The following is a 16,901-nucleotide window of genomic DNA, read 5'->3' on the forward strand; positions in this document are numbered from 1 at the left end:
GACGGCGATTAATCTTCATGCGACAATCAGCGCCTGCCCATGACCCTGCCAGGAAGCAGCCATGCCCGATCACTCGACACCCTCGCGCCTTACGGCTTTGCAATTGACCTTCAGCATTGCCCTGGGCCTGTGGCTGGGGTTCCTGGCCATCGTGTTGACGGGCTGGCTACTGTCCCGATTCCTGTTCAACGAACAACTGGCACCGGTGGCCGCCGCCGTCCATCAACTGGCGCAACCACCGGCGGTGCAACCGGCCCCCGAGCCGCCCACGCCGATGTTCGAGCAGTATCAGCAGAACCTGCAGAGGAACGAACAGCGTCAGGCGCTTGATCAGGCCCGCAGCAATCCTCGCAACCTGTCCAACCCCAAGTGCCAGTTCTGGCTGCAACAGGACCAGAATGCACCCAGTGAAAAAAGCCGTGCCAACGTGCTGCAATTTTGCGAGTGACATGAACAAACAGACCGTCCACCAGTTGATTCTCGACAAGCTCGAGATTGATCTCGATATCGCCGAGCGCGCCGCGCAAACCGCCTACGAAACCGCGACCCACGAAGAAAACATCGCCGAGAACAAATACGACACCCTGGGCCTCGAGGCGTCCTACCTCGCCGCCGGACAAGCCAGGCGCGTGGAAGAAATCCGCCAGGCGCTCACCCTTTGTCAAAACCTGACGTTGAGGCCTTACGACGAGCAGCGCGGCGTTCAGGTCGGCACATTGATCGGGCTGGAAGATGAGCACGGCCGCCAGCAATGGCTCTTCCTCGGGCCGGATGCGGCAGGCTTGAAGGTCTCGCTGGTAGGCCAGCCGATCACCGTCATCACCCCTCGCTCACCGCTGGGCCGAGGCCTGCTGGGCAAGTTCGAAGGGGATGAAGTGGAGATCGTGGTCGCGGGCGCTCGGCAACAGTTCACTGTCACCGAGGCGATCTAGGCAGGTAACGTTTTTTAGTGCACCGGCAGTTCGACGCCGTCGAACAACTCTTCGAGTTCCTGCTTGTTGTGGCACTGGATGGCCTTGGCCATCACTTCCCGGGTCAGGTGCGGCGCGAATTTCTCGATGAAGTCGCACATGAAGCCGCGCAGGAAAGTGCCACGTCGGAAACCGATCTTGGTCACGCTGGATTCGAACAATTCGCTGGCATCCAGCACCACCAGGTCACTGTCGAGCTTGGTATCGACGGCCATCTTCGCGACGATGCCCACGCCCAGGCCCAGGCGGACGTAAGTCTTGATCACGTCGGCGTCGGCGGCGGTGAACACCACTTTCGGCGTCAGGCCACGATGGCTGAAAGCTTCGTCGAGCTTGGAACGCCCGGTGAAACCGAATACGTAGGTGACGATCGGGTATTCGGCCAGGGCTTCGAGAGTCAGCTTCGGCAGCTTGGTCAACGGATGCCCCTGGGGCACGACCACGCAGCGATTCCAGCGGTAGCACGGCATCATCACCAGGTCCCCGAACAGCTCCAGGGCCTCGGTGGCAATGGCGAAATCCACCGTACCGTCGGCAGCCATCTCGGCGATCTGCATCGGCGACCCCTGGTGCATGTGCAGCGCAACGTCGGGGTATTGCTTGATGAAGTTGCTGATCACCGGTGGCAGCGCATAGCGGGCCTGGGTGTGGGTCGTGGCGATCGACAAGGTGCCTTTTTTCTCGTTGGAGAATTCCTGGGCGATCTGCTTGATGCTTTCGACCTTGCGCAGGATCTCGCCAGCCGTGGTGATGATGCGCTCACCGGCCGGGGTCACGCGGGTCAGGTGCTTGCCGCTGCGGGCGAAGACTTCGACGCCCAGCTCGTCTTCCAACAGGCGGATCTGCTTGCTGATGCCGGGTTGCGACGTGTAGAGGCTTTGGGCAGTAGCGGAAACGTTGAGGTCGTGGTGCGCCACTTCCCAGATGTAGCGCAGTTGTTGAAGCTTCATATGTATCCCTCAAAGCAGTTGGACGCCACGGGCATCAGCGACGGTATATAACTATATGGAAGGTCACGACAATAAATCTAGAACTTTTTATAAAACGCCATCATTTAGCCTCAAGCCTCGCCCTGACGTCGACGCTGGACCAGCGGAACCAGGTAGACCGGTACCCGGGATAACTGCAATACCCGGGCAGCGGTCCTGCCCAAGGGGGTTTCACCGTTCGCCCCTTGGCAATGACTGCCTACGATCAGCAAATCAACGGAGAGTTTCGCAGCCTGCTCCAGGATGACCTGGGAAGGATCGCCCTGGTACACCCTGACCGACCTGATCAGTTTCAAGTCCTGTTGCCCTTCCCCCAATTCCTCACGAAAACTGTCGAGCACCCGCTGTTCGATATTGGCCATCACCGTATTCAGACCTTGGCGATGGAATTCGTTCAGCGCCTGCTCGTCGAGATAGCTTTGCAACACCGATTCGGCGAACAGCCCCATCGGTTCCACCGCATGCACCACATACAACTCGGCTTCAAACGTCCGTGCCAGCGCCAAGGCATGCTGCATCACATAAGGGGCATAAAGGCCCAGGTCTGTGGCGTACAGCATCGAACGAATCATGTGACCTCCTCACGTGCCAGAATGGCGGAGATTGATTCAGCTTAGCAGCGCCTCGGGGACTGCGACGTGCGGCCTGACGTCCCGACCCAGAGGCAGTCAGGGCTTTATTTCGTTACTGATGCCATGGGGCACGTGACCGGTGGCGACCACCTCCCGGGCCAGTTCGCAGTGGCCAGTCTGGTCATCGAAAAACACATCGGCGGCAAAGGCCTCCAGGAAGGCCGATTTGGTCAGGCCGCCGAGAAACAGCGACTCGTCCAAGCGGATATCCCACTCACGCAAAGTCCGGATGACCCGCTCATGGGCCGGTGCCGAACGGGCGGTCACCAGGGCCGTGCGGATGGGGCAGGCGTCCTCGGGGAACTCGCGCTGCAGCGCGTTGAGCGCCGCCAGGAAGCCCTTGAACGGCCCGCCTCGCAGCGGTTCACGGGCAGACTGCCGCTCGCTGGCCTGGAAAGCTTCCAGGCCACCGGCCTGATAGACACGCTCCGACTCATCGGAAAACAGCACGGCATCGCCGTCGAAGGCAATGCGCAGTTCTGCGCTGGCGGCGCGACTGGCCCCACCCGACAGGATGGTCGCCGCGGCAAACCCGGCGTCCAGGGCGCTGCGCACGTCTTCAGCGTGGGTGGACAAGAACAGGTCACAGCCGAATGCCTTGAGGTACGGGTAAGGACTGCGACCGCCAACGAAGGCCGCGCGCGAAATCGCCAGCCCATAATGATGGATCGAGTTGAACACCCGAAGGCCGGTGTCGGCACTGTTGCGCGACACCAGGATCACCTCGACCCGGGCACGCCCCAGGTGTTCGTTGAGGTCCAGCAGTTTCTGCACGAGGGCGAACGCGTCACCGGGTGCCAGGACTTCGTCTTCATGCTCGATCTGGTATTGCCGATAGGCCTCGACGCCACTCGACAAGTACACCTTGTGGCTTTCCCTCAGGTCGAACAACGCCCGCGACGAAATCGCCAGCACCAGTTTGTCGTCGATGTTGTTTGCCATGCCACTCCCCTTTCGCCCCGCTCAGCGGTTACAGCGATCCATGAACGCCAACGCCTGATACAAGGCTTCGATTTTCGGCAGCTCACACCCTGCCGCTTTCGCCGCCGCCAATGGCCGGCCGTAGATCGCGTCCAGTTCCAGCGCTCGCTTGTGGGAATAATCGTGGTACATGCTCGGCCAGTAATCGGGCATCTTCTCGGTCATCGTGAACAGATACTCGGCATAACCCGGCGCGATGTGATGCCCGCAGGCTTGCGCACCGCGGACCACCTCCGCCATCAGCGCCTGGATCAATTCGCGGCTATGACTGTTGGCCATCAACGGCGTGGTACTGGCGCCCAACAAAACCGAAAGACCGTTGTACGGCACATTCCACACCAGCTTCTGCCAGCGGGCCTGTTGCAAGCCAGGCATGGCCTGGGCCTCGATACCGGCGCAGCGGAACACGGTCGTCGCCTCTTCGACGATCGCCATGCGTTGCGCCTGATCGGCACAGGGACCGCTGTGATAACCGACGTTGACCGCGCCAAGTGCCTGGTGGGCGATGACGCCAGGGCCGACGCGATGCACGCAGATCAGGCACAGGCCCCCCAGCAGATGCAGCGAATCGGGCAACAACGGTCGAAGATCGTCCTCCACGTCCAGGCCGTTCTGCAGCAACAGGACTTTTGCCCCGTCAGCGGCAGCCTGGGCAATGGCCGGCGCCAGGTCGGCATTGCTGGTGGTCTTGGCGCCGACCAGCAGCCAGTCACAGGGCGGCATATCGGCTGCCGAGCGATAGGCCTGGACGGGGTCGAGGGCCAGCGTGCCATGGACCGCGCTGTCGATTCGCAAACCGGCTTCGGCCACGGCGGCAAATTCGCTGCGCAGTAGAAAGTGCACGTCAAAACCAGCGCGCGCCAGCATCACGCCATAAAACCCGCCAATCGCCCCGGTGCCGATCATTCCGATCCGCGGTTTAACCCCTGCCTGCATCGTTGCAACTCTCCTGGTAAAAAACCCCTGCACACTATCGGCGCGAGCAGCATGGCATGCAATCTTCATTACATCCGCTCACGAATCTGTTGCAGAGCCATCGCCAAGGCCTTTTCCCTGGCCTATAGGGCATTAAACCGGGCCCAGCCCATTGTCGAGCCACCTCGTAACGCGATAAGGTTCGGCTCCCCGACGCGCTTAAAATTCGCTGTGCACCGCCGCGCGGGGATCGCTGGCGGCCGGCACCCGTGACCTGACGAGTAACACGATGGCTGATTTACCGATCAATGACCTTAACGTCGCCTCCAACGAGACCCTCATCACGCCTGACCAGCTCAAGCGCGATATCCCCCTGAGCGACGCTGCCCTGCGCACCGTGACCAAGGGCCGGGAAGTCATTCGCAACATCCTGGACGGCACCGACCATCGCCTGTTCGTGGTCATCGGCCCCTGCTCGATCCATGACATCAAGGCCGCCCACGAATACGCCGAGCGCCTGAAAGTGCTGGCGGCGGAAGTCTCCGACACCTTGTACCTGGTCATGCGCGTGTACTTCGAGAAACCGCGGACCACCGTCGGCTGGAAAGGCCTGATCAACGACCCGTACCTGGATGACTCCTTCAAGATCCAGGACGGCCTGCACATCGGTCGCCAGTTGCTGCTGGACCTGGCGGAAATGGGCCTGCCCACCGCCACCGAAGCCCTGGACCCGATCTCGCCGCAGTACTTGCAGGACCTGATCAGCTGGTCGGCCATCGGCGCGCGCACCACCGAATCCCAGACCCACCGCGAAATGGCCTCCGGCCTGTCGTCGGCGGTGGGCTTCAAGAACGGCACCGACGGCGGTCTCACCGTGGCGATCAACGCCTTGCAGTCGGTTTCCAGCCCGCACCGCTTCCTGGGCATCAACCAGGAAGGTGGCGTGTCGATCGTCACCACCAAGGGCAACGCCTACGGTCACGTGGTCCTGCGCGGTGGCAACGGCAAGCCGAACTACGACTCGGTCAGCGTCGCACTGTGTGAGCAGGCGCTGAACAAAGCCAGGATCAAGCCGAACATCATGGTCGATTGCAGCCACGCCAACTCCAACAAGGACCCGGCGCTGCAACCGTTGGTGATGGAGAACGTGGCCAACCAGATCCTGGAAGGCAACCAGTCGATTATCGGCCTGATGGTCGAAAGTCACTTGAACTGGGGCTGCCAGGCAATCCCGAAAGACCTCGCCGACTTGCAGTACGGCGTCTCCATCACCGATGCCTGCATCGACTGGAGCGCGACCGAGAACACCCTGCGCAGCATGCACGCCAAACTCAAGGACGTGCTGCCGAAGCGGCAGCGTGGTTGAAAAGATCGCAGCCTCGTTTCACTCGACAGCTCCTACACAGCTCCTACATGTATTTAGGCTGGGGATGTAGGAGCTGGCGAAGCCTGCGATCTTTTGCTCTCTTTAAGGCATAAAAAACGCCGGACTCTTCAGTCCGGCGTTTTTTATTGGGGAATCCGTTTTCTCAGAGCTTCGCCGCGTGCCGCTGGTGACGCTCCATGTAACGCTCCACGTAGGAGCAGGACGGGATCACCGTGTAGCCCATCTCTTCAGCGTACTGCAGCGCCCTTTCGGTCAGCGCCGCCGCGATGCCCCGGCCGCGCAAGGCGTTGGGCACGAAGGTGCGATAGATATCCAGGGTCTGCTTGCCCAGGTCCATATAGGTCAGATAGGCACGATGACCGTCCACATTGGTCTCGAACTGATGACCAGCCTGGTCATGGTGGATGGTAACCGCCTCGCTCATCACTACTCCTCGCGGGTCTGAATGCCGACCCCTACCTTACCGATGTTTTTCCGGCGAAGGAACATCTACGCCACCCCGTGCCTTCCTGGTCACCGAGCGCCAAAACCGATCCGCTCAAACCCGAGCACGTCGTGAATAGTAGGCACCAATGACGCAAATGCTCAAGGCACGCCTGTCATCGAAGGGGTAAACCTGGTCGGGTTTATCGATTGAGCGCCATCCTCGAGCGGTAGTCGGTCACGGTGCAATAGCTGAACATCGCCAGTTGTTGAGTCTTGAGACGAGCGCGCGTAGTTAAAGTCACCGCCAATACCAATAAAGATGCCTGGGACGCTGCACAAAAAATGTACAAAAGTGTAGGTGAATCAATAAACAACGACGTTAGCGAGGGCTGCAAGAGTTCTTCCCCGCGGCGGAACTTTTTTTCGTCGACGCGCTCCAGCCATGGGCTTGGGGCTGTATATTTTTTCAACGCCCCTAAGAAAAGTTGCTCGAAAAAGAATCACCGCCTACAATTTTTTTGCTTCTTGCGCTACGTCAGTTTACTTACTACAAGTAATGGGTAGTATGTACGCCGGCTAACTCCTCAGTCTGGGGAGACAGTCACTAATAGAAAGTCCTTGAAGGGGAAACCGATGAACAACGTTCTGAAATTCTCTGCTCTGGCCCTGGCCGCAGTTCTGGCTACCGGTTGCAGCAGCGCATCGAAAGAAACCGAAGCACGTCTGACTGCTACCGAAGACGCAGCAGCTCGCTCCCAGGCTCGTGCAGACGAAGCGTACCGTAAAGCTGATGAAGCTCTGGCTGCTGCTCAAAAAGCACAACAGACTGCTGACGAAGCTAACGAGCGTGCTCTGCGCATGCTGGAAAAAGCTAGCCGCAAGTAATAGTCCTTCGGGATTGTTATCGAGCCGACCCATTTTTGGGTCGGCTTTTTTATTGCTTGGCGTTTAAGCAGGCGATAAAAAACCCGCCGACATCGCGAAACGTCGGCGGGTTGCTTTCGAGTTTTACTGCTGCAAGTCGATCGGCGCGCTCGAGACCATCGGTGCCGAGGTATTGGGAACGGCAATTTCCACCGGCAGGCCATCTTCCGCCGCCACCACGTCCCGCACCACGTCCCAGTTCATGCGCAGGTTACTGGTGATGTCTTCGCGCTTGAGCATCGCATTGATCACCGCGGTGTGCTTGTCCACCACCGACGGGTTGCCCTTGTCGTCCAGTGGCGTATGCGCTTCGAGGTACACCTTGCCACCGCTCAAGCCCAGCTTGTAGGGGTCGTTGATGATCCGCACCGACGTGCCCACCGGCACCATGCCGGCCATTTCCAGTACGTTGTTGTTGAACATCCGGAAGCAACCGTGGCTGGTCCGCATGCCGATGCCGAACTTCTTGTTCGAACCATGGATCAGGTAGCCCGGGGTGCCCAGGGTGAACTTGAAAGGGCCCAGCGGGTTATCCGGGCCGGCGGGCACGACATTCGGCAACGGGTCGCCGTCGGCAGCGTGTTCGGCCTTGATCGATGCGGGCGGCGTCCAGGTCGGGTTCGGTGTCTTGGCGATGATGCTGGTGTGAGCGATCGGCGAGCCCCAGCCCTCACGGCCAATCCCCAGCGGGAAGGTGTACACCACGTTCCGCCCCTTGGGGAAATAGTAGAGACGGTACTCGGCCAGGTTGATCACGATGCCCTCGCGCGGGCCCGGCGGCAGGATGAAACGGGTCGGCAGCACGATCTCGGTGCCAGCGCCAGGCAACCAGGGATCGACCCCCGGGTTGGCGGCGACCATCTCGCTGTAGCCCAGGTCATAAGTGGTGCCCAGGTCGGCGAAGGTGTCTTCGTACTTGGCCTTGATGACTTGCACCTGGCCAATGATGTCTTCACCCGGCGGTGGCAGAGGCAGCTCGAGTGCAGCAACGGGGCCCGCCATACACAGGGCGGCAAGAGACAGGCAGCGGGCGACGGCAGGCAAGCGCGGCAACATCCGGGAAATCCTTCGCAGATCGAACAAGGGGTATGAAAACGGCGATTGTACACTGCCACCCATTATTTCGGGGAGAGCGGCAAGGCGGCGTCCGATGCACAGCATTTTTTCGGGCATTCACCCCGCGCCCTGTGGGAGCCGAGCTTGCTCGCGATGACGGCGGTAGATTCACCCTCGATGCAAGCAGTGCCACCGCTATCGCGAGCAAGCTCGGCTCCCACAGGGGCGCGGGTCATGGCACGCGCTGAGGGATTACAACTCGAACCGCAGCTCCGGCCAGATCGGCGAGGTGCCGCGCTTCTGGGATTCCAGGATCGCCCGGCACAGCGAGCACAGGCGATGATCCTGGAAAATCTTGCGATCAACGCTCGACCAGCGCGGCTGGGCCGGCAGCAGGCTACCGCAGAGGGTCCGGTCGGCCGAGCCACCGAGTTCCAGTTGCCGGGTCACCAGGTGCACCCGCACTTCCTGGCAGGCGAACAGATCCAGCTGCTCGTCAGGCTCGATCAGTTGGTAGGCAAACAGGGACCAGGCGGGACGCGGCATCGGGGGCTCCAAATCGGGGGCGCCACATTAGCCGAAAGCCCGCCTGTAGAAAAGCGTCAAAGCAGCGGTTTTAGCGTCGGCCAGACATTTTCCAGCAACTTGCCCTGGGCCGCGACGGACGGGTGCAATCCGTCGCCTTGCATCATGGTCGGAACGCCACCGACGTCCTTGAGGAAAAACGGCACCAGCGGGACTTTTTTCTCCTCGGCCAAGGTGCTGTAGACCCGGGCAAAGGCATCTGTGTAACGCCGTCCGTAATTGGGTGGCAATTGCATGCCCAGCAAAAGCACCTCGGCACCGCTGGCGCGGGCGCTGTCGATCATCGCTGCAAGGTTTTGTTGCAATTGTGTTGGTGGTTGTCCGCGCAAGCCATCGTTGCCACCCAGCTCCAGGATCACCAGGTCCGGTTTATGGGCTGCGAGCAGCGCCGGCAGCCGCGCCTGGCCTCCGGCGCTGGTGTCGCCGCTGATGGAAGCATTGACCACTTTATCGTCAAAACCCTCGGCCTTGAGCCGTTGTTCGAGCAACGACACCCACCCTTGCCGGGTATCCAGGCCGAAAGCCGCGCTGATACTATCGCCAACGATCAGGACTGTACCCGCCGCTGCGTTCTGGGCCATGCACATCAAGGCCAGGCCGGCACTCAAAAACCACACACGCATCGGATTCTCCATGGGCTCAAGCATTCTCACCGCGACGGACCTTAGCAAAGTGGTCGCCAGCGCGGAAGGTGAACTGACCATCCTGCACGAACTCAGCCTGGAACTGAACAAAGGCGACAGCCTGGCCATCGTCGGCGCGTCCGGTTCCGGCAAATCCACCCTCCTGGGCCTGCTGGCCGGCCTCGACCTGCCCAGCAGCGGCGAAGTCACACTCGCCGGCCAGGCCCTCAGCGCACTGGATGAAGACCAGCGTGCGCGGATCCGCGCCGAACATGTCGGTTTCGTTTTCCAGTCGTTCCAGTTGCTCGACAGCCTCAATGCGCTGGAAAACGTCATGCTGCCGCTGGAACTGGACGGCCGCAAGGATGCCCGTGAACGCGCCACGCAGCTGTTGCAGCGCGTCGGCCTGGGCCAGCGCCTGACCCATTCACCGCGCCAGCTCTCCGGCGGCGAACAGCAACGGGTGGCGATTGCCCGGGCCTTTGCCGCCGAGCCCGATGTGCTGTTTGCCGACGAACCCACCGGCAACCTCGACAGCCACACCGGCGAGCGCATCAGCGACCTGCTGTTCGAACTGAACAAGGAACGCGGCACGACCCTGGTGCTGGTCACCCATGATGAACGCCTGGCCCATCGCTGCCGGCGCCTGATCCGACTTGAAGCCGGCGAGATGGTCGCCCCTCTGGAGCCTTGATGGCACGTTTGCCGCTGTTGCGCCTGTTCAGTCTCGCTGTCCGCCAATTGCTTCGCGATGCCCGCGCCGGTGAGTTGCGGGTGTTGTTCTTCGCCCTGCTGGTGGCGGTGGCGGCGAGTACCGCCATCGGTTACTTCGGTGCCCGCCTCAATGGCGCGATGATGATGCGCGCCACCGAATTCCTCGGCGCCGACCTGCTGCTCGAAGGCAGCTCGCCGGCCCGCCCGGAGCAGATCCGCAGCGGCACCGAACTGGGGCTGGAACACGCCCGGGTGGTGGAGTTCTCCAGTGTCGTGGCCACCGACAATGGCATCCAGCTGTCCAGCGTCAAGGCGGCCGATGACACCTACCCACTGCGCGGCGAGCTGAAAAGCAGCCCCGCCCCGTTCGCGCCGGAAGAAACCGGCGGACGCCCGAACCCCGGCGAGGCCTGGGTCGAGGCACGACTGCTGACGGCACTGGACCTGAAGATCGGCGACAGCATCGACGTTGGCAACCAAACCCTGCGGTTGGCCCGAGTGCTGACCTATGAACCGGATCGTGCCGGCAATTTCTACAGCCTCACCCCGCGCGTGCTGATCAACCTCAAGGATCTGGAGGCAACGGGCGTGGTGCAACCGGGCAGCCGGGTCAGCTATCGCGACCTGTGGCGCGGCCCGGCACCGGCCTTGCAAACCTACCGCGACCTGGTCAAGCCTGGCCTTGAAGCCAACCAGCGCCTGCAGGATGCCCGCGACGGCAACCGTCAGATCGGCGGCGCCCTGGGCAAGGCCGAGCGCTACCTGAACATGGCCAGCCTGGTGGCGGTGTTGCTGTCCGGGGTCGCCGTCGCGCTCTCGGCCAACCGCTTTGCCACCCGACGCTTCGATGCCAGCGCGCTGCTGCGCTGCCTGGGCCTTTCACGTCGGGAAACCATGGTGCTGTTCAGCCTGCAATTGACGGTGCTGGGCCTGCTTGCCAGTATCAGCGGCGCCCTGCTCGGCTGGATCGCCCAACTGGGCCTGTTCGCCCTGCTGCACGACCTGCTGCCCACCACCGTTCCGCCGGGCGGCCTGCTGCCGGCGATCGCCGGGATCGGCACCGGGCTGGTGGCGCTGGCGGGGTTCGCCCTGCCGCCACTGGCTGCGCTGGGACGGGTGCCACCGTTGCGCGTGCTGCGCCGGGACATGCTGCCGATCCCCTCCAGCTCCTGGGTGATCTACGGTGCCGCTCTGGGTGCCCTGGGCCTGATCATGTGGCGCCTGAGCCTGGACCTGGTCCTGACCTTCGCCCTGCTGGGCGGTGGCGTCGTTGCCGCGCTGGTGCTCGGCGGCTTGTTGTTGCTGCTGCTCCAGAGCCTGCGTCGCCTGCTGGCCCGCGCCGCCCTGCCCTGGCGGCTGGGCCTCGGCCAATTGCTGCGTCATCCCTTGGCAGCCGCCGGCCAGGCCTTGGCGTTCGGCCTGATCCTGTTGTCCATGGCGTTGATCGCGCTACTGCGCGGTGAGTTGCTGGACACCTGGCAAAACCAGTTGCCCAAAAACGCGCCGAACTATTTCGCCCTGAACATCCTGCCCAACGACAAGCAGGCCTTCACCGACAAACTGCTGGAATTGTCCGCACAATCGGCCCCGCTCTACCCCGTGGTACCCGGGCGTCTGATCAGCATCAATGGCGAACCGGCCACGGAGTTCGTCACCAAGGACTCGGCGGGTGACCGGGCGCTGCAGCGCGACCTGAGCCTGACCTGGGCTGCGGACCTGCCGACGGGCAACGTCGTCACCGCAGGGACCTGGTGGCCACAGCAGCCTGCGGACGATGTCCCTGGGGTTTCGGTGGAAGGCAAAGTGGCCGAGAACCTCAAGATCAAGTTGGGCGACCGCCTGGTTTTCAGCGTGGGCGGGGTCAACCGTGAAGCGAAGGTCACCAGCCTGCGGGAAATCAACTGGGATAATTTCCAACCCAACTTCTTCATGATCTTCCAGCCCGGTACATTGAAAGACCTGCCGGCGACCTACCTCACCAGTTTCTACCTGGCGCCGGGCCACGACCAACAGATCGTCGACCTGTCCCGGGCCTTTCCGGCGGTGACGATCCTGCAAGTCGAGGCCTTGCTCGAACAACTGCGCAGCATCCTGGCCCAAGTGACCCTGGCCGTGGAGTACGTGTTGCTGTTCGTGCTGGCGGCGGGAATGGCGGTGTTGTTCTCCGGCCTGCAAGCGACCCTCGACGAACGGATCCGCCAAGGCGCGTTGTTGCGCGCACTGGGCGCCGAACGGCCCCTGCTGGTCAAGGCCCGGCGCATCGAGTTCGGCCTGCTGGGCGCCGTCAGTGGCCTGCTGGCGGCCCTGGGTTCGGAACTGGTGAGCCTGGTGCTTTACCGGTACGCCTTCGACCTGCCCTGGCATCCGCATCCATGGCTGTTGGTATTGCCGTTGCTGGGGGCTTTGTTGATCGGCGCGGCCGGGGTGTTCGGCACCCGTCGGGCGCTCAACGCCAGCCCGCTGACAGTATTGCGCGAGGGTTGATAGACTCCCGGCTTCGCTATCACAAGAAGTTGCCATGAGCCGTTATCGCCCACCCCGCACCGCCGGCACCGCGCTGATCACCCCCGAGGGTGAAGCGCGGATGCGCGCTGAGTTCCATGAGCTGTGGCATGTGCGCCGTCCCCAGGTGACCCAGGCGGTCAGCGAGGCGGCAGCCCAGGGTGATCGTTCGGAAAATGCCGAGTACACCTACGGCAAGAAAATGCTGCGGGAAATCGACAGTCGCGTGCGTTTCCTCACCAAGCGCCTCGAAGCACTCAAAGTGGTCAGTGAAAAACCCAGCGATCCGAACAAAGTGTATTTTGGCGCCTGGGTCACGGTTGAAGATGAGGACGGCAAGGAATCACGCTACCGCATCGTCGGCCCGGACGAGCTGGACCTGAAACAGAACCTGATCAGCATCGACTCGCCGTTGGCACGGGCGCTGATCGGCAAGGCCCTGGACGCCGAGGTCAGCGTCCAGACGCCCACAGGCGAGAAACGGGTCTACATCGTGGACATCGCGTATCCGTAACCCTCACCTCAACGGCGCGTGATCAAGCCCTGCCGTGCGACACGGGTCAGTTGCCGGATCATTTCAGGAGCGTCCGCTGCGCTGGGGGACTGGATGACAGCCAGGTCGAAGCTGTCATTGGCAAAACGCGCCAGTGACTCACCGTCTTCGACAAACTGGATCAGGAAAGCGGCAGGCCCGTGGTTGCGACGCGGCCAGCCGTCGAGGTAACGCAAGAGTGTTGGCTGGTGAGTGCCGCCCAGGAGAATTTTCGGGTTGCGTTGCACAAGGTTCGCCGTGATCGGCGCAAGACGTACAAGGGGACTGGGTGCGTTCATCGTGTCGTGTCTCTGCCTCGAAAGTCTGCATGGCAGGTGAGAGGCAACACCGAACCAGCGCTTTAGCGGTATTTCGAAACCGTTCTTTCCGGCTTCTATCGGCAACGGGATGAGTCACCTGGCGCCCCGCAAGTAGCTGTTTAAATCGGCGCATGAGCGGCATCCTAGAGAAGCTGACCGGCCAGTGTCAAGAATCACGCCCCATAAAAAAGGCCCGTACAAGACGGGCCTCGGGTTCCAATCGTGCACTCAACCCGCGATGGCGTGATCGACCGACAGCTTGCCCGCCCCTTCGATCAGCACGGCAATACTGCCCGCCAGCAAGGCCAGGGCGAACTCATAACCGTTGTTGGCCATGAACAAGCCGTTACCGATGTGCACGGAGAAAATCGCCACCAGCGACAGGAAGGCCAGGCCCAGTGCCGCTGGACGCGCCAGCAGACCGACGATCAGCGCCAGCCCGGCGAAAAATTCCGTACCGCCCGCCAGTGTCGCCATCACATAGCCCGGGGTCAGGCCGATGCTTTCCATCCACTGCGCCGTGCCTGCCAGGCCGTAGCCACCGAACAGGCCAAAGAGTTTCTGCGAGCCGTGGGCGGCAAATATGACACCGACGGCGATGCGCAAGACAGTCAAGCCATAGCCGGCGCGGGTGAACAGAACTTTGTTGATGAGAGTGCTCATAAGGTCATTCCTTGGGAGTAGTAGAGAGTGGCCGCTATATTAATCAATAAAATTCATGTTAAAAGCGGAAAAAATCCGTAATACCAATCAGTTTATTCGATCACTTACGCAATGCAACCTTTTGCTCCTTCGGTTCCAAGGACTCCCGTTCACGATCAAATGCCAGGTAGTACTTATTCACACTATTAACATAGCTGACGGCGCCCATTCCTACCTGCTCCATGGCAATGCGTTCGACCTGGAAAAACCATTGGTTGGGGTTCAGCCCCCGCCGCCGGGCCTCGGCGCGCATGCCTTGGACGCGCTCGGGGCCCATGTTGTAGGCCGCCAGGACGAAAGCCATGCGCTCGCGCTCGTTGAGCTTGGGGCTGGCAAAGAACTTGCGACGGATGAGGGCCAGGTACTTGGCGCCGGCCTGTACATTGGCGTCCAGGTTCTGGATGTTATCGACCCCGACCCGCTGGGCTGCCGCCGGGGTGATCTGCATCAGGCCGGTGGGGCCTGCACCGCTGCGGGCATTGGGTTGCAGGGCGGATTCCTTGAACGCCAGGGCCGCCAGGTTGAGCCAGTCCATGCCCTGGGCATCGGCATGCTTTTGCAGCACCGGACGCAAGTTTTCCAGGCGTTGGCGGTTGGCCCGGGCCAGCGGATAGTGGACCTGATACAAACGCCGGTAGATGCGCAGGAACGCCGCGTCCTGGTTGGAGGGCACCTTGTAGGTCACCAGGAACCGGTCGATGCTCGCCCGCAGCATGGCGGCGTCACGGCGAACGAACCAATACTCGTCACCCGGCTCGCCAATCAGTACCTGGCGGTCGAAGCGCAGCTTGGGCAGGATCTTGCTCCAGCGCTCGGCAATGGGTTGCTCAACGATGGTCAGATGGAAAATCCCGCCCTGGACCATCTCCAGGACATCTTCCACAGCCAGGGTAGGATCGACCCATTCGATCTTCACCGGCGGCAGCTTGAGCAGCGCCAGTTTCTGGTTGATCTGGCTCACGGCATCCCCGGCCGCACTGCCGTTGGGCAGTGCCAGGGTTTTGCCGGAAAGTTGCTCCACGCGCGTGTAACGCTTCTCTCCCTTGATGCCCACCAACAGCAAAGGCACCTCGGTACGAATCGGGTTGCTGGCGCTGACAGCATGGCCGGCCTGAGGCTCAAGCAGCTCACCCGGCGCGACGAGGTCGCCCTCCCCGCGCTGCAAGGCACCGAGCAATTGGTCCTTGGCCTTGGGAATGATCTTGAGGGTAATTTCCTGGCCGTCCCGGGCGTGGCCGTTGAGGTATTGCTCGAAGGCGCGCAGCCGGTGGTATTCGACGCCAATGGGTTGCCCCTGGACTTCACCGGAGCTGTTGCGGCTCTGGTTGACCAACACCTTCAACACACGGCTGCTGCGGATCTGCGCCAGGTCGCGCACCGTGCCCGGCGCCGCCGCCTGCACCGGCCCGGGCAGCCGTGCCTCGGCCGGTATCGGCAACAGCAGCGAACAACACAACAGTAACAATACCTGGGGACGTGTCATCCACTCTCCGGAAGGAACACTGCGGACCGCCTCCGTGAAAAACGAGGCTGGGTCGACAGAAACAGAGCGCCTGGGGCGCTGAAAAAGTGCGGAAGACTGGCACAGTGATGGCTTTTATACCAATCCTATGTGTCTCGCGGCCTTAACAGACAGCCTCAACTCGTTGTAGTTCTTGGCTTTTCTTATAAATCTACAGCTCTGATATGCTTTCCGGCCTTTGGGCCGAGGTAGCACCATGCAACTCATCGATATCGGCGTCAACCTGACCAACCCCAGTTTCACCGACAAACACCAGGCGGTGCTTGAGCGCGCCTATGCATCCGGGGTCTGCCAACTGGTCTTGACCGGCACCAGCATCGAGGGCAGCGAACAGGCCCTGGAGTTGTGCCAACACCTCGACGAGACCGGGGAACGACTGTTTTCCACCGCCGGCATTCATCCCCACAGCGCCAGCGAGTGGACCGCCGACAGCGCCCGGCACCTCAAGGACCTGCTGATGCACAGCCGCGTGCGCGCGGTGGGCGAATGCGGGCTGGATTTCAACCGAGACTTCTCGCCCCGCCCCCAGCAGGAAAAGGTCCTGGAGGAACACCTCGCCCTGGCGGTCCAGCTGCAATTACCGGTCTTCCTGCATGAGCGCGACGCCGACCAGCGCTTGCTGGACATCCTCCGGGAGTTTCGCGATCAATTGCCAGCGGCCGTGGTGCACTGCTTCACCGGGGAAAAAAAGGCGTTGTTCAGCTACCTCGATCTCGACCTGCATATTGGTATCACTGGCTGGATCTGCGACGAACGCCGCGGCACGCACCTGCACCCGTTGGTGCGCGAAATACCCCGTGGCCGGCTGATGCTCGAAAGCGACGCGCCCTACCTGCTGCCCCGTACGCTGCGGCCCAAACCCAAGAACGGACGCAACGAGCCGGCCTACCTGACGGAAGTCCTGCGCGAAGTGGCCTTGCACCGGGGCGAAACCCAGGAAGACCTGGCAGCCCACAGCAGCGCCTGCGCCCGGGCGTTCTTTGGGTTGCCCACGATCTCCTGAACCCTGCAAACCCCTGTGGGAGCGAGCTTGCTCGCGATAGCGGCGTATCAGCCTGCACATTGGCTGACTGCACACCGCTATCGCGAGCAAGCTCGCTCCCACAAGAGGACTTCGTTG

Annotated in this window: 19 protein-coding genes; 8 read left to right on the plus strand and 11 right to left on the minus strand. The window is 61.8% G+C overall.

Annotated features, from left to right (window positions below; translation table 11 throughout):
• Positions 1 to 61: 61 nt before the first annotated feature.
• Both AO356_RS03175 and AO356_RS03180 read left to right on the plus strand, forming a co-directional pair.
• Positions 62 to 448: a hypothetical protein gene (locus AO356_RS03175; protein ID WP_060738545.1), complete on the plus strand. Its 387-nt coding sequence runs from the start codon at positions 62 to 64 to the stop codon at positions 446 to 448.
• A 1-nt stretch (position 449) separates the two neighbouring features.
• Positions 450 to 932, plus strand: a complete 483-nt coding sequence (locus tag AO356_RS03180) for a GreA/GreB family elongation factor (RefSeq protein WP_060738546.1) — start codon at positions 450 to 452, stop codon at positions 930 to 932.
• A 14-nt stretch (positions 933 to 946) separates the two neighbouring features.
• On the opposite strand, the gene cysB is transcribed toward AO356_RS03180, so the two are convergent.
• The 4 genes from cysB to AO356_RS03200 form a co-directional block, all read right to left on the minus strand.
• Entirely contained in the window at positions 947 to 1,921 is a 975-nt protein-coding gene (cysB, locus tag AO356_RS03185) for an HTH-type transcriptional regulator CysB (RefSeq protein WP_003199376.1), read from the minus strand.
• A gap of 110 nt (positions 1,922 to 2,031) precedes the next feature.
• On the minus strand, positions 2,032 to 2,532 hold the full coding sequence (locus AO356_RS03190; protein WP_060738547.1) for a universal stress protein: 501 nt from the start codon (positions 2,530 to 2,532) through the stop codon (positions 2,032 to 2,034).
• A 96-nt stretch (positions 2,533 to 2,628) separates the two neighbouring features.
• A complete protein-coding gene (locus AO356_RS03195; protein WP_060738548.1) occupies positions 2,629 to 3,534 on the minus strand; it encodes a 5'-nucleotidase in 906 nt (301 codons plus the stop codon).
• Positions 3,535 to 3,555: 21 nt separating this feature from the next.
• Positions 3,556 to 4,509, minus strand: a complete 954-nt coding sequence (locus AO356_RS03200; protein ID WP_060738549.1) for a putative 2-dehydropantoate 2-reductase — start codon at positions 4,507 to 4,509, stop codon at positions 3,556 to 3,558.
• 268 nt (positions 4,510 to 4,777) lie between these two features.
• Here AO356_RS03200 and AO356_RS03205 point away from each other — a divergent pair, with 268 nt between their 5' ends.
• The gene (locus tag AO356_RS03205) at positions 4,778 to 5,854 is read left to right on the plus strand and encodes a 3-deoxy-7-phosphoheptulonate synthase (RefSeq protein ID WP_060738550.1); all 1,077 of its coding nucleotides are present in this window, start codon (positions 4,778 to 4,780) and stop codon (positions 5,852 to 5,854) included.
• A 163-nt stretch (positions 5,855 to 6,017) separates the two neighbouring features.
• On the opposite strand, the gene AO356_RS03210 is transcribed toward AO356_RS03205, so the two are convergent.
• Positions 6,018 to 6,299, minus strand: a complete 282-nt coding sequence (locus AO356_RS03210; protein WP_053120470.1) for a GNAT family N-acetyltransferase — start codon at positions 6,297 to 6,299, stop codon at positions 6,018 to 6,020.
• Between the two features lie 635 nt (positions 6,300 to 6,934).
• On the opposite strand from AO356_RS03210, the gene oprI reads away from it, so the two are divergent.
• Positions 6,935 to 7,186 (plus strand): outer membrane lipoprotei OprI, encoded by a 252-nt coding sequence (oprI, locus tag AO356_RS03215; RefSeq protein WP_003183784.1) that lies wholly within the window; start codon positions 6,935 to 6,937, stop codon positions 7,184 to 7,186.
• Between the two features lie 123 nt (positions 7,187 to 7,309).
• Here oprI and AO356_RS03220 read toward each other — a convergent pair whose 3' ends face one another.
• The 3 genes from AO356_RS03220 to AO356_RS03230 form a co-directional block, all read right to left on the minus strand.
• Positions 7,310 to 8,281 carry a L,D-transpeptidase family protein gene (locus AO356_RS03220; RefSeq protein ID WP_060738551.1) on the minus strand — a complete coding sequence of 324 codons (972 nt, stop codon included), beginning with the start codon at positions 8,279 to 8,281 and terminating at the stop codon, positions 7,310 to 7,312.
• Positions 8,282 to 8,533: 252 nt separating this feature from the next.
• A complete protein-coding gene (locus tag AO356_RS03225; RefSeq protein WP_003199347.1) occupies positions 8,534 to 8,827 on the minus strand; it encodes a hypothetical protein in 294 nt (97 codons plus the stop codon).
• A 56-nt stretch (positions 8,828 to 8,883) separates the two neighbouring features.
• Positions 8,884 to 9,489 (minus strand): arylesterase, encoded by a 606-nt coding sequence (locus AO356_RS03230; RefSeq protein ID WP_060738552.1) that lies wholly within the window; start codon positions 9,487 to 9,489, stop codon positions 8,884 to 8,886.
• A gap of 10 nt (positions 9,490 to 9,499) precedes the next feature.
• On the opposite strand from AO356_RS03230, the gene AO356_RS03235 reads away from it, so the two are divergent.
• From AO356_RS03235 to greB, 3 genes are read left to right on the plus strand one after another with little or no spacing between them, the layout of a single operon-like run.
• Positions 9,500 to 10,183, plus strand: a complete 684-nt coding sequence (locus tag AO356_RS03235; RefSeq protein WP_060738553.1) for an ABC transporter ATP-binding protein — start codon at positions 9,500 to 9,502, stop codon at positions 10,181 to 10,183.
• The gene (locus AO356_RS03240) at positions 10,183 to 12,687 is read left to right on the plus strand and encodes an ABC transporter permease (protein ID WP_060738554.1); all 2,505 of its coding nucleotides are present in this window, start codon (positions 10,183 to 10,185) and stop codon (positions 12,685 to 12,687) included. Before AO356_RS03235 ends, AO356_RS03240 begins: the two co-directional genes overlap by 1 nt.
• Before the next feature lie 34 nt (positions 12,688 to 12,721).
• Positions 12,722 to 13,219 (plus strand): transcription elongation factor GreB, encoded by a 498-nt coding sequence (gene greB, locus AO356_RS03245; RefSeq protein WP_003199337.1) that lies wholly within the window; start codon positions 12,722 to 12,724, stop codon positions 13,217 to 13,219.
• A gap of 8 nt (positions 13,220 to 13,227) precedes the next feature.
• Here greB and AO356_RS03250 read toward each other — a convergent pair whose 3' ends face one another.
• The 3 genes from AO356_RS03250 to AO356_RS03260 form a co-directional block, all read right to left on the minus strand.
• The gene (locus AO356_RS03250; protein WP_024618163.1) at positions 13,228 to 13,536 is read right to left on the minus strand and encodes a hypothetical protein; all 309 of its coding nucleotides are present in this window, start codon (positions 13,534 to 13,536) and stop codon (positions 13,228 to 13,230) included.
• A gap of 249 nt (positions 13,537 to 13,785) precedes the next feature.
• Positions 13,786 to 14,220 carry a DoxX family protein gene (locus AO356_RS03255; protein WP_060738555.1) on the minus strand — a complete coding sequence of 145 codons (435 nt, stop codon included), beginning with the start codon at positions 14,218 to 14,220 and terminating at the stop codon, positions 13,786 to 13,788.
• Positions 14,221 to 14,320: 100 nt separating this feature from the next.
• Entirely contained in the window at positions 14,321 to 15,742 is a 1,422-nt protein-coding gene (locus AO356_RS03260) for a transglycosylase SLT domain-containing protein (protein ID WP_060738556.1), read from the minus strand.
• 235 nt (positions 15,743 to 15,977) lie between these two features.
• Between AO356_RS03260 and AO356_RS03265 the strand changes: the two genes are divergently transcribed.
• Positions 15,978 to 16,784: a TatD family hydrolase gene (locus AO356_RS03265; RefSeq protein WP_060738557.1), complete on the plus strand. Its 807-nt coding sequence runs from the start codon at positions 15,978 to 15,980 to the stop codon at positions 16,782 to 16,784.
• The last annotated feature ends 117 nt before the right edge of the window (positions 16,785 to 16,901 follow it).

Origin of the sequence: Pseudomonas fluorescens, from assembly GCF_001307275.1 — a bacterium.
Lineage (GTDB): Bacteria > Pseudomonadota > Gammaproteobacteria > Pseudomonadales > Pseudomonadaceae > Aquipseudomonas > Aquipseudomonas fluorescens_AA.